Consider the following 12,877-nt stretch of genomic DNA (forward strand, 5'->3'; position numbering starts at 1 on the left):
GCTCATGCCGAACTCGTCGTTCACGTCCCGGCGGTGATGCCCTGTCAGCCCAGCGCACGGTCCAGGTTGAAGGCGGCGCTGATCAGCGAGAGGTGGGTGAAGGCCTGGGGGAAGTTGCCCAGTTGTTCCCCGGTCGGGCCGATCTCCTCCGCGAACAAGCCGAGGTGGTTGCCGTAGGTGAGCATCTTCTCGAAGGCGAGCCGGGCCTCCTCCAGGCGGCCCGCGCGGGCCAGCGCCTCCACGTACCAGAAGGAGCAGATCGAGAAGGTGCCCTCGGGGCCGTGCAGGCCGTCCGGGCTGGCGATCGGGTCGTAGCGGTACACCAGCGAGTCGGAGACCAGGTCCGCGGTGAGCGCGTCCAGGGTGGAGAGCCACTTGGGGTCGGTGGGCGAGATGAACTTGGCCATCGGCATCATCAGCAGCGAGGCGTCCAGCACGTGGTCGTCCAGCCCCTGGACGAACGCCCCTCGCTCGGCCGACCAGCCGCGCCGCATGATCTGCCGGTAGATCGCGTCCCGGGACTCCCGCCAGCGGGGCAGGTCCGCCGGCAGACCGCGGCGGTTCGCCATGCGCATCGCGCGTTCCAGCGCCACCCAGCACATCAGCCGCGAGTACACGAAGTCCCGCCGGCCCGCCCTGGTCTCCCACACCCCCTCGTCGGGCTGGTCCCAGTGCTCGCACAGCCAGTCCACCACGGCGCCGACCTCGTCCCAGCGGTCACTGCTGATCGGCTGCCCCCACTTGTCGTAGAGGTAGATCGAGTCGATCAGCGCACCGTAGATGTCCAGCTGGAGCTGGCCGGTGGCGGCGTTGCCCACCCGGACCGGTCCGGAGCCGAGGTACCCCTCCAGGTGCGGAAGCTCGTACTCGGGCAGGTCGGTGCGCCCGTCGATGCCGTACATGATCTGCAACGGGCCGGTCTCCCCCATGCCCCGCAGGATGCCCCGCTCGGAGATGAAGCCCATGAACGCCTCGGCCTCCGAGGTGAACCCCAGGCGCAGCATCGCGTAGACGCAGAAGGCGGCGTCGCGGACCCAGACGTAGCGGTAGTCCCAGTTGCGCCCGCCGCCGATCTGTTCGGGAAGGCTGGTGGTCGGTGCGGCGACGATCGCGCCGGTGGGCGCGTAGGTGAGCAGCTTCAGCACCAGCGCGGAGCGGTTCACCATCTCCCGCCACCGCCCGTGGTAGCGGGAACCGGCCAGCCAGTGGCGCCAGAACCGGACGGTCGCCTCGGCCTGCTCCTGCGCCTCGGCGCGTGGGCAGGACCGGGGCGGGAGGCCGTCGCCGATCTGGTCGAGGGCGAACACGTGGGACTCACCCTCAAGGAGTTTGAACTGCGACCACACGTCCAGGCCGTCGCTCTCCAGGGGGGCGGTGGAGGTCAGCGCGAGCGTCAGTGACGGGGAGCGGAACACCGCCGTGTGGCCTTCGAGGTGCGTGGTGTGCGCTTCGGCGCCGTAGCCGAAGCGGGGGGCGATCCGTGCCCGGAAGGGAAGGGTTCCGCGGACGCAGATCACGCGCCGGATCAGCCGGTGCCGGGCCGCCTCGCGCGACTCGTCGACCACGGGCATGAAGTCCTGGATCTCCGCCACGCCGTCCGCGGCGAAGAACCGTGTGATCAGCACGTTCGTGTCGGGGAAGTAGAACTGTCTGGTGCGGCTCGGCACCTCGGCGGCCAACTCGAACGATCCGCCGCGGTCGGCGTCGAGGATGGACCCGAAGACGCTGGGCGCGTCGAAGCGCGGGCAGCAGTACCAATCGATGGTGCCGTTCGTGCCGACCAGGGCGGTCGTACGGAGATCGCCGATCAGGCCGTGCTCGGAGATCGGGATGTAACGGCCGCCGTCCACCTGCTCGAAACCAGCCGTGTCGAACGCCATACCGGCCTCCCTGCCGCTGTGGCCCGGGCCTGGAGATGAAACCTCGCTCTTCATGCTAGACCGCTACGCGGGGCGGGGGCCCGACGGCCGCCACGGTTCAGCCACCCGTTTCCGATTTCTCCCGTCGATCACTATGGGCCCTCGGCCGGCAACTCGCCGTGGTCTTCGACGGAGCGAACGCGCTGGCAGCCTCCTGCGGAGGGCTCGACGCGGGACGCGCCGGGACGGGTCGATTCGCCGCAGACGTCGGCGCCGTCGGCGCCGTCGGCCACCAGACTCAGGCCGCGTTTGACGGCAGCGGCCCTGTCGAACCGGTGGTCCCCGTCGGAGAACGAGTCCGGGGTCACGTTGACGACGCCCATGACCGCGCAGCGGTCCCAGCCGGGCAGACCCTCGACGGAGCTCATGACGGGGACTCCGTCCGGCGGGCGAGGTGCCGCGGCTGCGGGCTTCGCTGTCACGGAACTCTCCTTCGCCAGACGTGTCCGGGAACGTCCCCGCGATCGGGTCGGAACATCCGGTCATGGATGTTCCGACCCGCACGCGGATCAGACGGTCGCGGTGCCGGTCTCCGCGCGGACCTCGCGCGCCGCCGCGACGAGGTTCTCCAGGGAGGCGCGGGTCTCGGTCCAACCGCGGGTCTTCAGCCCGCAGTCGGGGTTGACCCAGAGCCGCTCCGCCGGGATGGCCTCCAGCCCCTTGCGCAGGAGGGCCGCCGCCTCGGCCGCCGAGGGGATGCGCGGGGAGTGGATGTCCCAGACGCCGGGGCCGGCCTCGCGCGGGTAGCCGTGCTCGGCGAGCTCGGTCGCGACCTGCATGTGGGACCGGGCGGCCTCCAGGCTGATGACGTCGGCGTCGAGGTCGTCGATGGCCTGGACGATGTCGCCGAACTCCGCGTAGCACATGTGGGTGTGGATCTGGGTCTCCGGCCGCACGCCCGAGGTCGTCAGCCGGAAGGACTCCGTGGCCCACGCCAGGTAGTCGGCGTGGCCGTCCGCGCGCAGCGGAAGCGTCTCGCGCAGGGCGGGCTCGTCCACCTGGATCACCGAAGCGCCGGCCGCTTCGAGGTCGTTGACCTCGTCGCGCAGGGCCAGTCCGACCTGGCGGGCGGTCTCGCCGAGGGGCTGGTCGTCGCGTACGAAGGACCAGGCGAGCATGGTGACCGGGCCGGTCAGCATGCCCTTGACCGGCTTGCTCGTCTGCGACTGGGCGTACGTCGTCCAGCGCACGGTCATCGGCTCCGGACGGGAGATGTCCCCGGCCAGGACCGGCGGGCGCACGTACCGGGTGCCGTAGGACTGGACCCAGCCGTGCTGGGTCGCCAGGTACCCCGTCAGCTGCTCGGCGAAGTACTGCACCATGTCGTTGCGCTCGGGCTCACCGTGCACGAGGACGTCGATGCCCGTCTTCTCCTGGAACGCGAGCACCTCCCGGATCTCGTCCTTGATCCGCTCCTCGTAACCTGCGGCGTCGAGGCGCCCGGCCCGCAGGTCGGCTCGGGCCACGCGCAGTTCGTCGGTCTGCGGGAACGAGCCGATCGTGGTGGTGGGCAGCAGCGGCAGCCCCAGGTGGGCACGCTGGGCGACCGCACGGTCGGCGTACGGCTGGGGGCGGCGCCCGTCCGCGTCGGTGATCGCCGCGGTGCGGGCCCGCACCGCGGGATCGTGGGTGATCGGGGAAGTCGCGCGGGAGGCCAGGTCGGCGCGGTTCGCGGCGAGTTCGGGGGTGATCGCGTCGGTGCCCTGGGCGAGGCCGCGGGCGAGCGTGGTGATCTCGTTCGTCTTCTGGCGGGCGAAGGCGAGCCAGCGCCGCACCTGCGGGTCGATGTCGCGCTCGGCGCCGGCGTCCAGCGGCACGTGCAGGAGGGAGCAGGACGCGGAGACGTCGACCTGGTCGGCGAGCCCGAGGAGGGTCCCGAGCGTGGTCAGCGACTTCTGGTAGTCGTTGATCCAGATGTTGCGTCCGTTGACCACACCCGCGACGAGGCGCTTGCCCGGGAGCCCGCCGACTGCCGCGAGGTCGGCGAGGTTGGCGGCGGCGGCATCGGTGAAGTCGAGGGCGAGGCCCTCCACCGGGGCCTTCGCCAGCACCGGAAGCGCTTCGCCGAGCCGGTCGAAGTACGAGGCGACGAGCAGCTTCGGGCGGTCCGTGCGGGCGCCGAGCTCCCGGTAGGTGCGGGCTGCGGCGTTCAGCTCGGCCGGAGTGCGGTCCTGGACCAGGGCCGGCTCGTCCAGCTGGACCCACTCGGCACCCGCCGCGCGGAGCTCGGCGAGCACCTGGGCGTAGACGGGCAGCAGCCGGTCCAGCAGGGTGATCGGCTCGAAGCCGGCGGCCACGCCCGGGGCGGACTTGGCCAGGAGCAGGTAGGTGACCGGGCCGACGAGCACGGGCCGGGCCGTGTGCCCCGAGGAGAGGGCCTCGGCGAGTTCGGCGATCTGCTGGGTGGAGTCGGCGGTGAAGACGGTGTCGGGGCCGAGCTCGGGGACCAGGTAGTGGTAGTTCGTGTCGAACCACTTGGTCATCTCCAGCGGGGCCACGTCCTGCGTACCGCGCGCCATCGCGAAGTAGCCGTCCAGGGCGTCGGCTTCGACGGCGGCCCGGTGGCGGGTGGGGATCGCGCCGACCATGACCGTGGTGTCCAGGACGTGGTCGTAGTACGAGAAGTCTCCGGTCGGGACTTCGGTGATGCCGGCTTCGGCCAGCTGGGCCCAGTGGGCCCGGCGCAGCTCGCGGGCGGTCTCCCGGAGGGCGTCCGCGGTGACGCGGCCCTTCCAGTAGCCCTCGATCGCCTTCTTCAGTTCGCGGTTCTGGCCCTGACGGGGGTAGCCGTGGACGGTGGCCTGTACTGCCGCGGCTGCGGACTCGGTGGTCACGGAACTCTCCTTCGCGAGCGTGTCTCCATGGACCCAGTGGGGGCCGAGGGCGCGAAGGGTGCCGGAACGGGCGGCCCGCGTGGTCCCGTACGTCCGGGTACGCGACGGGGAGGATCCGCCTGAAAGCACGCCGACCCGCCCACGAGGTCACCGGGAAACCGGGCGCGATCGTTCGCGCTCGGGCAACGGGCAGGTCTTCGGACTCGTGGGCACGCCGGCCACTCGGGCAGACACCTACTGGCCGTCGCTTCCCAGGACCGGTTCCGGTCCCAGTGCGTATGACGGCGGTCGTTCCCACTTACCGCTGCGGGGCAGTCCCGGATTCCCACCGGGTTCCCTCTTACGACGCATCCCGCCTGGCGGACGGGGCGAACCAGCTGCGGGGTCCACCCTAGGGTGCCGGACTGAAGAATGGGCAGAGCGTTCCAGATATCGGACGGCGAAACGAGATCAGCCGCTCGTGCACACCAGGTAGGGGACGTACGGCCTTCACCGAGCAGCTCGGGCACAACGCGCTGATCCGCCCGCTCGGTGCGTACACCTGCCCGCCGCAGCGGCCGCTGCCCCGGGCGGTCTGACACCGGGGGCACGTGGGTCGGGCCGCCGCGGAGCCGCGGGGTCAGCGAGGGGCGTTTTCGGCGCCCAGGGGACGGGCGGCTCCGGCTCGGATGGCGTCGATGACCGCATCGTGCAGGTCGCGGCTCGCGCCCTCACTGGGGCACGGGATGGGGCTTCCCGCAAGCGCGAGCCACTCGGACGCCCCGGCGTACTGCACCGTGATGTACGCGAGGCCGTCGGCCTCGGTCCAGGTGGTGTGGATGTCGAGCTCACCGGTGAGGACGAGCCCCGGCCCGGCGGTCTCGCCGCTCTCGCCGGCCTCGTCGGTCTCGACCCCGCTGCGTCCGGTGAAGATCCCGCGTGTGGTCCATGATGCCCAGCTCATCCCGCCTCCCTGCCGCTCGCGTCGTCCTGCCAGTGTGACCCGATCGGCCGCCGCGCGCCGCTCGCAGCGGCAGGGGCGGGCCGTCAGCCGCGTACGCGCAGGTCCGGGGCGACGGTGCGGAGCTCTTCGGCGGTCAGGGCGCCGGCCCTGACGAGGGTGGGGACGGGGCCGGTCACGTCGACGATCGATGACGGCACGGCGGCGGGGGTCGGGCCGCCGTCGAGGTAGACGGCGACGGTGTCGCCGAGCATGCGCCGGGCGGCATCGCAGTCCTGTGGGGCGGGCCGGCCGGTGAGGTTGGCACTGGAGACCGCCAGGGGGCCGGTCTGGTCGAGGAGTTCGATGGTGAGCGGGTGGTGGGGCATGCGGACGGCGACCGTGCCGTTGGTGTCTCCGAGATCCCATTTCAGGGTCGGCTGGTGCCGGGCGATGAGGGTGAGAGCGCCGGGCCAGAAGACCTCGATGAGCTTCCGGGCGGTGTCGGGGAGGTCGGTGACGAGATCGTCCAGGGCGGCCGGGGAACCGACGAGGACGGGGGACGGCATCTGCCGACCGCGTCCCTTCGCCGCGAGCAGGGCGGCCACCGCCTGCGGGTCGAAGGCGTCCGCGGCAATGCCGTAGACGGTATCGGTGGGCAGGACCACGAGCCGGCCGCACCGCACGGCCGACGTCGCCGCGCGCAGTCCGGCAGCGCGCTGGGGTGCCTCGGAGCAGTCGTAGTGCTGTGCCATGGGTCCGTCCTCCACTCGGTTTGGTCTCGGCGGCATCGTACGCAGCGCCCGGGGAGCCGCTGAGACCTGTGCCGGAGCGGGGCGGCAGTGGCTGGCCGGCGGTGGTGGACCGGCGTGCGGGCGCGATGCCGCACGGAACCCCGACTGAACTTCCGGACCTCCTCCCTGTCCCACGTACGGGAGGTGGCGATCCGCACCGGCGGCGCCCTGCATGCGGCACGGGATGCGCGGTTGCCACGACTGGGAGTCCGCCTCGGCCCGCTGCCGCACCGACAGCCGGCTGCCCGCCGCCGGCCCCGGACGGCTGCGGTGGCGCGTCAGCCCTCCCGCTGCTTGCCTGAGGGGACCTGCACCCCATCCGAGGAGTGATCATGAGCGGCGACAGCCAGTCGGGCGACCGAGCGCAGCAGATGCGCGACAAGGCTCAAGAGCTGGAGCAGACGGCACAGCACGCCACCGATCCGGCCGAGCGGCAGCGGCTGAAGGACAAGGCCATGCGCATCCGGGAGAAGGCCGAGAAGGAGTACGGCCAAGGCAGCGGAACCATGGACCCCATGTAGACCAGGCTCGTCGCTCCCGGACACACCGGCCGGCTCACACACGGGGCCCCTGGTCGCCGGCGTTGTCATTCGGCGTCTGCCAGGAGTCCTCGCGCCGCTGCGCCACGGGATTCTGCTCGTCCGGCCGCGCAGGGGGCCGGCGCCGGGCGCTGCGGCGGCTGCCGTACCAGAAAGCGCCGATCAAAAGGAGGACCACCACCACCCCTGCGAACATGAGGAAAAACGCTCCTTGGCCTTGGGCTGCGAGGGTTTCCGTAGAAGTCATGCCCGGCGCCTACCCGCGCTCGCCGGGCCTACGAGCCGTCCTCCCGGAATGCCGGCACGGAACGGGCGCCGGGTCACCGGAAGGGCCGGTGCCGCGGCGGGTCAGCCCGGCCAGGTACCCGTCATGGGGCGGGTCAGCCCGGCCAGGTGCCCGTCACGCGGCGGGCGGCCACGGCGCCCGAGCGGTCGACCGCGGCCTTGACCACGGCGAAGATCGCGCCCTGGATGGCGGCGGCGAGCAGGATCTGCTTCCAGGAGCGGTCTTCGTCCGTGGCGCTGGGAGCGTCGCCTTCGCCTTCGACGATCTTCCAGACCTGCTTGAACGCGGCCCCCGCGATCAAGCCGCTGACGGCGCCGAGGGCCAGCCCGACCGGCCTGTAGGCGACCTTGGACGCGTTCATCGGCCCAGGCGGCTGCGCCGCACCAGCAGGAGGACGAGCAGAGCGACGCCGGCCACGAGCAGCGGCTTGCGGTTCGCGCGCGCCACCCCCGCGACCTGGTCGGTGACCTGGACGGTCTTCTCGGTTGCCTGTTCCTTGAGGGCGGCTGCCCTCTCCTTCGCCTGCGCCTTGACGTCGGCCTTGGCGGCCAGTGCCTCGATGGTCTGCCCGAGCTCGTCACGGGTGTGCTCTAGCTGCTCGCGCAGTTCCTCGGGAGTGGGTGTGCCGATATCGGTTCGGGTGGTTCGGGGTTCGTCGGTCATCGCTGCGCCTTCTCCTTGATCGCGCTCAGGTCGGCCTTGACGCTGCCGATGGTCTTCTCCGGGACGGGGGCGCCGGCCTCGGAGATCTGCTTCTTCCCGGCCAGGGCGGTCACCGCGGCAACCACGCCCAGCGCCGCCGCGAGGATCAGAGCCGATGCCCACACCGGGAGTACCAACGCGAGGGCCGCGATGCAGGCGGCGACGAGGGCCTGGGCCGCCAGAATCCCGGTCAGGCCCGCCGCGCCGAAGAAGCCACCGCCCTTTTCGAAGCGCTTTCCCTTCTGCGTCATTTCCGCTCGGGCCAGCCGCATCTCCGCGCGGGCCAGCTCCGAGATCTGCTGGGAGGCGCGCGAGACCAGCACGCTTACGGATTCATCGGTGTTGTGGGTCTGCCGTTCCATTGTGCTCATGCGGAGTCTCCCCCTTTACGATGCGCACGATGTTGTCGTGGCGCGCCTACCCGGTAATCGGACGAACACCCGCCCCGCGGGGAGATGCGTACGCGATCACTTCTCCATGCGGCGCCGGTCCTGGTCGCTCCAGGCGCGGGTTTCCCGGGGCCGGACATAGGGTTCCTCGTCCTCGGGCAGCCCGCCGGCTATCGCCCGCTGGCGGGCCAGTTCCGCGTCGAACTCGAGCCCGAGGAGGATCGCGAGGTTCGTGATCCACAGCCAGACCAGGAAGACGATCACACCGGCGACCGTGCCGTACGTCTTGTTGTACGAGGCGAAGTTCGCGACGTAGAACGCGAAACCGGCCGAGGCGATCATCCAGATCACCAGGGCGAGGACGCTGCCCGGCGTCACCCACCTGAATCCGCGGCCCTTGGCGTTCGGCGCCGCCCAGTACAGGAGCGCGATCATGATGGTGACGAGGAGCACCAGGACCGGCCACTTCGCGATCGACCACACCGTCAGGGCGCTGTCGCCGAGCCCCAGGGCGGTGCCCGCGCGCCGCGCCAGGCCGCCGGTGAAGACGACGATCAGCGCGCCGGCACAGGCGAGGACCACCAGCGTGACCGTGAGCGCGAGGCGCAGCGGCAGCACCTTCCATGCGGGACGGCCCTCGGGCATGTCGTAGACGGCGTTCGCGGAGCGGATGAACGCGGCCACGTAGCCGGAGGCGGACCACAGCGCCACGACGAGTCCGACGACGGCCATCACCGACCCGACTCCGCTGCGGCCCTGCAGCTGTTCGACCGCGTCTCTGATCACGTCCCGCGCGGAGCCGGGGGTCAGCTGCTGCACGTTGTCCAACAGCCGCGCGGTCGTCGACTCCCCGGCCAGGCCCAGCAGGGACACGAGGACGAGGAGGGCGGGGAAGAGCGCCAGTACCCCGTAGTAGGTCAGGGCGGCGGCGCGGTCGGCCAGCTCGTCGTTGCGGAACTCCTCGACCGTGCCGCGCAGGACTGCCTTCCATGAGTGTGCGGGCAGCTCCGAAGGCTGGTCGGGGGCCCGCTCCTCGACCAGCTCGCTCGGACCCGCGTCGGCGTTCCGCTCGGCTTCGGCACGCTCACGGTCACTGGCCTGGCCTCGGTGCGGTAGAGGTTTCATACCCGACGGCTTTCCGCCGCGGCGCCACTCATGCGCGTACGGCAACACGAGCACGGTGTCACCGGGAAGACCATCCGGATCGCCGACCACGACGTGAGGCCCGTGTGCGGACCGACATGGGCGGCGGCGACGACTGGCCGGAGATCCGCGAGACCATCCTGGGCTGCGACATCCTGATCCTGTCGACGCCGATCTGGCCGGGATCACCGCCCACCTCGCCCGCCGCCTCAAGGCCCCTCCGTACCCGGCGGGCTGACCTGCGGCGATCGGAGTCTCCCGAACCCGAGGATCTCGACCCGAGCGACGAGCGCTTCGACGCGAAGACGACCGTCCTCATGGAAAACGTCCGCCACCACGTCGAGGAGGAGGAGGAGAAGGAGTGGTTCCCCGAGGTCCGCAAGGCCATGGGCCGCAACCGCCTCACCGAACTCGGCGAACAGATGGAAACGGCGAAGAAGACCGCCCCGGGCGACCCCCTCTCCGTCCCGAGCGCCGATCAATAGCCCCTCCGGCCATCCAGTCGCCGACCTGCTCCGCGGAGCAACGCGTCTTTGACCGGCGGTTTCTCCAGCTCGGCCAGTGGCCGGGGGCGGGGCCGTTTGGATCCGGCGATCTTGATCAGACGAGGAGGGATGCACCGGGTCGGTCATCCCCGGTACGGCTCCGGCCGTGTCGGGTGGCGAGAGGGACCGCGCGGAGGGGGCGAAGCTCATGGCGAGTGAGAGAGGGGCCCGTATGTCGGCATCGGGAGGGCGCCGGCGCGATGGGGGCGTCCGAGTGGCGTCGATAGGACGGGACGTCGTGTTGGCGGTGGGGCTGGTGGGCATCTGCCTGGGCGGGGCGGCCGTCTTCGTCAAGGCGGCCGTGGAGACGGACGGCGGCGTACCGGTGCTGCCGATCGTCACCGTGCTGCTCCTGGCCGCCGGAGTGGCGCTGGCGCGGTGGAGCATCGTTCCAGGCCTGCACCGCTCCACCGTGCGCCGACCAGGTCCGCCCGGCCCGACGGGGCCGGACGCGCCGCCATTCTGCGCTCCGTCGGCGCCCGAGCCGGAGCCCGCCTGTCTGCCCGAGGTCGACTCCGGCGCCCTGGACCATACGGCGGCGGACGCCGACGGATTCGAGCACACGGTCGCCGCGCTGTGCGCTCGGGATGGCTGCCCTCAGGTGGAAGTGGTGGGCGGAGCCGGGGACTTGGGAGCCGACGTGATCGCCACGACGGCGGACGGACTGCGCGTGGTCATCCAGTGCAAGCGCTATGGCGAGGGCAACCGGGTCGGTTCCCAGGACCTCCAGCGCTTCGGCGGCACCTGTTTCGCCGTCCACGAGGCCGATGTGGCCATCGTCGTGACCACCAGCGACTTCACCGCGCCGGCCGCGGAGTACGCCGCCGCCTGCGACATCGTCTGCGTCGACGGCGATGGCCTGGCGGCGTGGACGGAGTCGCTGACGCCGCCCCCATGGGACGCCGCAGCCGGTGCAGAGCGAGCCTGAAGACGCTGGTCAGCGTGGTGGTGTCGGCTGGATCCGCGAGTAGCGCGGGCCGGCGTGGTTGACCACCCCGTGCCCGTCGGCGCTGACGACGAGCTGCGAATAACTTGTTGGACGCGATGGCCGGGTGATGCCACAGTCTGGCTGTGACCATGATCAAAGGCTGTTCCGAAGCTGTTTCGTTGGCCGACGGCCTCGTCCTGCGAGAGGCGAGGCCTGCGGATCTTGACCAGATCGGCGCGCTCCTGTCCGAGCGCGGTGAGCCGGACGACGCCATCGACCACCGGCTGGTTGTCGCCGACCCCGACGCCGGCTTGTCCGCCTGTGCCGTGGTCGTAGACGGTGACCGGGTCGTGTCCACCGCGACGCTCCTCGACGAAGAGGTGTGCATCGGGGGCGTCCGTCTGCCCGCCGGCCAGGTGGAACTGGTCGCCACCGACAGCGCATACGAGGGACGCGGGCTCGTAAGGGCGCTCATGCACTGGGCGCACGAGCGTTCTGCCGCCCGTGGCCACCTCGTCCAGGCGATGATCGGAATCCCGTACTTCTACCGGCTGTTCGGCTATGAGTACGCCATCGACATCCCGCAGGTGCTGCATGTGAAGGCCTTGCCGGCCGGCGAGGGAACGGCCACGCTCCGTGCCGCCCGGGCCTCCGACATTCCCTCCATGGCTGCCCTGCAAGCCTCGGCCCAGCGCGGGTTCGATGTGACCATGCCGCACTCGGCGGCGTGCTGGCGATGGCTCCTGGAGCACGAGTCGAGCAACCTCTGGGTTCTCGAGGACGCCGACACGGTCATTGCCACCGCGCGCACCACGCCTCCTGGTGAGGACATGCTCCTGGCCGAGGCCGCGGCACGCGACGAGGCGGCGGCACGGGACCTCCTGAGCGGCGTCGCCGCCCTGGCACCCGGCGATGGGATACGGATCGTCCATCGGGCAGGGGCCGTGACGGGCAACGCGTGGCAGGAGTTCATCGACCACGAACCGCGCGGGAGAGCAGAGCAGTACTACCTCCGCATCCCGGATGTCGCGGCGCTGCTCGACAGGCTGCGTCCGCTGTTCTGGCAGCGTCTCACCACGGCCGGGATCGACCGCACCGGCCGAGACATCGTCATCTCCACCTTCGGCGCCCACTACCGGATTCCGGTACTCGCCAACGGGCTCGGTGAGGTCGTCACCGGCGGCCCGATGCAGTCGCCGGGAGCTGTGGGCGGCGCCGGGCTGGCGCCCGACCATCTGGCCGCCCTGCTGTTCGGTCCGCACGGACTCCAGGGGTTGACCCGCATCCGCCCCGACGTCTACGCCGCGGACGCGGAACTGTTCCAGGTGCTCTTCCCTCCACTCACTGCCGACGTACTCAGCTACTACCTCCCGCACTGATGAACTTGATCGGGTGATGTCGGCCTCGTAGAGGACTGGCCGCATGGGGACCGCGCAGGGGGACCGGGGGCTCAGGGATGTGACAGCGCAGCCGGCGTCCAAAGCCCCTGCCGGGCCCGGACGGGCCCGGCAGGGGCTGATCAGCCATGTGAAGGCTTCACCGTGTGAACCGGTACGGGCACGGGGGGCTACGGGGTCTCCGTCGTCAGGATGAAGGGGTCGGTGTCCGCGGCCTCCGTCCCGGCGCCCGGCGTCTCCGCACCCGGGGTCTCCGTCTTCGGGGTCTCCGTCTTCGGGGTCTCCGTACCCGGCGTCTCCGCGCCCGGGGTCTCCGTGCCCGGGGTCTCCGTCGTCGGGGCCGGGGTCTCCGTCTTCGGGGTCTCCGGGGTGGGGGCCGGGGTCTCTGTCTTCGGGGTCTCCGGGGTGGGGGCCGGGGTCTCGGGCTTCGGGGTCTCCGGGGTGGGGGCGGGCTTTTCGGGCTTGTGCTCGCAGTACACGGT

General features: G+C 71.2%; 14 protein-coding genes, 1 pseudogene and 1 riboswitch. Of the genes and pseudogenes, 4 read left to right on the plus strand and 11 right to left on the minus strand.

Annotation, left to right across the window (positions count from 1 at the left end; all coding sequences use genetic code 11):
* Positions 1–44: 44 nt before the first annotated feature.
* The 5 genes and pseudogenes from ACZ4VT_RS31520 to ACZ4VT_RS31540 all read right to left on the minus strand — a co-directional run bounded on the left by ACZ4VT_RS31520 (position 45) and on the right by ACZ4VT_RS31540 (position 6,427).
* A complete protein-coding gene (locus ACZ4VT_RS31520) occupies positions 45–1,880 on the minus strand; it encodes a glycoside hydrolase family 15 protein (RefSeq protein WP_467954849.1) in 1,836 nt (611 codons plus the stop codon).
* Positions 1,881–2,083: 203 nt separating this feature from the next.
* A pseudogene (locus ACZ4VT_RS31525) lies at positions 2,084–2,287 on the minus strand (dihydropteroate synthase); the annotation flags it as partial.
* A gap of 141 nt (positions 2,288–2,428) precedes the next feature.
* Positions 2,429–4,753 (minus strand): 5-methyltetrahydropteroyltriglutamate--homocysteine S-methyltransferase, encoded by a 2,325-nt coding sequence (gene metE, locus ACZ4VT_RS31530; protein ID WP_467954850.1) that lies wholly within the window; start codon positions 4,751–4,753, stop codon positions 2,429–2,431.
* Positions 4,754–4,924: 171 nt separating this feature from the next.
* A riboswitch (cobalamin riboswitch) is annotated at positions 4,925–5,146 on the minus strand.
* 226 nt (positions 5,147–5,372) lie between these two features.
* Positions 5,373–5,696 (minus strand): hypothetical protein, encoded by a 324-nt coding sequence (locus ACZ4VT_RS31535; RefSeq protein ID WP_467954851.1) that lies wholly within the window; start codon positions 5,694–5,696, stop codon positions 5,373–5,375.
* An 83-nt stretch (positions 5,697–5,779) separates the two neighbouring features.
* Entirely contained in the window at positions 5,780–6,427 is a 648-nt protein-coding gene (locus ACZ4VT_RS31540; RefSeq protein ID WP_467954852.1) for an L-threonylcarbamoyladenylate synthase, read from the minus strand.
* Between the two features lie 371 nt (positions 6,428–6,798).
* Here ACZ4VT_RS31540 and ACZ4VT_RS31545 point away from each other — a divergent pair, with 371 nt between their 5' ends.
* Positions 6,799–6,987 (plus strand): DUF6381 family protein, encoded by a 189-nt coding sequence (locus ACZ4VT_RS31545; protein WP_467954853.1) that lies wholly within the window; start codon positions 6,799–6,801, stop codon positions 6,985–6,987.
* A 34-nt stretch (positions 6,988–7,021) separates the two neighbouring features.
* Here ACZ4VT_RS31545 and ACZ4VT_RS31550 read toward each other — a convergent pair whose 3' ends face one another.
* The 5 genes from ACZ4VT_RS31550 to ACZ4VT_RS31570 form a co-directional block, all read right to left on the minus strand.
* The gene (locus ACZ4VT_RS31550) at positions 7,022–7,252 is read right to left on the minus strand and encodes a DUF6479 family protein (protein WP_467954854.1); all 231 of its coding nucleotides are present in this window, start codon (positions 7,250–7,252) and stop codon (positions 7,022–7,024) included.
* Positions 7,253–7,385: 133 nt separating this feature from the next.
* The gene (locus ACZ4VT_RS31555) at positions 7,386–7,652 is read right to left on the minus strand and encodes a DUF4235 domain-containing protein (RefSeq protein ID WP_467954855.1); all 267 of its coding nucleotides are present in this window, start codon (positions 7,650–7,652) and stop codon (positions 7,386–7,388) included.
* Positions 7,649–7,954, minus strand: coding sequence for a DUF3618 domain-containing protein (locus tag ACZ4VT_RS31560; protein WP_467954856.1), 306 nt, complete (start codon positions 7,952–7,954; stop codon positions 7,649–7,651). The genes ACZ4VT_RS31555 and ACZ4VT_RS31560 overlap by 4 nt, the downstream gene beginning before the upstream one ends.
* Complete coding sequence (locus ACZ4VT_RS31565; protein WP_467954857.1) at positions 7,951–8,364, minus strand: phage holin family protein; 414 nt, start codon at positions 8,362–8,364, stop codon at positions 7,951–7,953. Before ACZ4VT_RS31565 ends, ACZ4VT_RS31560 begins: the two co-directional genes overlap by 4 nt.
* A 96-nt stretch (positions 8,365–8,460) precedes the next feature.
* Complete coding sequence (locus ACZ4VT_RS31570) at positions 8,461–9,507, minus strand: YihY/virulence factor BrkB family protein (protein WP_467954858.1); 1,047 nt, start codon at positions 9,505–9,507, stop codon at positions 8,461–8,463.
* A gap of 104 nt (positions 9,508–9,611) precedes the next feature.
* On the opposite strand from ACZ4VT_RS31570, the gene ACZ4VT_RS31575 reads away from it, so the two are divergent.
* The 3 genes from ACZ4VT_RS31575 (at position 9,612) to ACZ4VT_RS31585 (ending at position 12,377) form a co-directional block, all read left to right on the plus strand.
* On the plus strand, positions 9,612–10,010 hold the full coding sequence (locus ACZ4VT_RS31575) for a hypothetical protein (RefSeq protein WP_467954859.1): 399 nt from the start codon (positions 9,612–9,614) through the stop codon (positions 10,008–10,010).
* A 274-nt stretch (positions 10,011–10,284) separates the two neighbouring features.
* Positions 10,285–10,998 carry a restriction endonuclease gene (locus tag ACZ4VT_RS31580; RefSeq protein ID WP_467954860.1) on the plus strand — a complete coding sequence of 238 codons (714 nt, stop codon included), beginning with the start codon at positions 10,285–10,287 and terminating at the stop codon, positions 10,996–10,998.
* A gap of 179 nt (positions 10,999–11,177) precedes the next feature.
* Entirely contained in the window at positions 11,178–12,377 is a 1,200-nt protein-coding gene (locus ACZ4VT_RS31585; RefSeq protein ID WP_467954861.1) for a GNAT family N-acetyltransferase, read from the plus strand.
* A 188-nt stretch (positions 12,378–12,565) separates the two neighbouring features.
* Here ACZ4VT_RS31585 and ACZ4VT_RS31590 read toward each other — a convergent pair.
* A partial coding sequence (locus tag ACZ4VT_RS31590; protein WP_467954862.1) for a hypothetical protein occupies positions 12,566–12,877 on the minus strand: 312 nt, incomplete at its 5' end.

Source organism: Streptomyces sp. NPDC029164 (genome assembly GCF_055563995.1).

Excerpts from the sequence above, each read along its gene's own strand:
- ACZ4VT_RS31520 (WP_467954849.1), bottom strand. The coding sequence starts at position 1,880 with ATGGCGTTCGACACGGCTGGTTTCGAGCAGGTGGACGGCGGCCGTTAC.
- ACZ4VT_RS31535 (WP_467954851.1), bottom strand. The coding sequence starts at position 5,696 with ATGAGCTGGGCATCATGGACCACACGCGGGATCTTCACCGGACGCAGC.
- ACZ4VT_RS31540 (WP_467954852.1), bottom strand. The coding sequence starts at position 6,427 with ATGGCACAGCACTACGACTGCTCCGAGGCACCCCAGCGCGCTGCCGGA.
- ACZ4VT_RS31545 (WP_467954853.1), top strand. The coding sequence starts at position 6,799 with ATGAGCGGCGACAGCCAGTCGGGCGACCGAGCGCAGCAGATGCGCGAC.
- ACZ4VT_RS31550 (WP_467954854.1), bottom strand. The coding sequence starts at position 7,252 with ATGACTTCTACGGAAACCCTCGCAGCCCAAGGCCAAGGAGCGTTTTTC.
- ACZ4VT_RS31555 (WP_467954855.1), bottom strand. The coding sequence starts at position 7,652 with ATGAACGCGTCCAAGGTCGCCTACAGGCCGGTCGGGCTGGCCCTCGGC.
- ACZ4VT_RS31560 (WP_467954856.1), bottom strand. The coding sequence starts at position 7,954 with ATGACCGACGAACCCCGAACCACCCGAACCGATATCGGCACACCCACT.
- ACZ4VT_RS31565 (WP_467954857.1), bottom strand. The coding sequence starts at position 8,364 with ATGAGCACAATGGAACGGCAGACCCACAACACCGATGAATCCGTAAGC.
- ACZ4VT_RS31570 (WP_467954858.1), bottom strand. The coding sequence starts at position 9,507 with ATGAAACCTCTACCGCACCGAGGCCAGGCCAGTGACCGTGAGCGTGCC.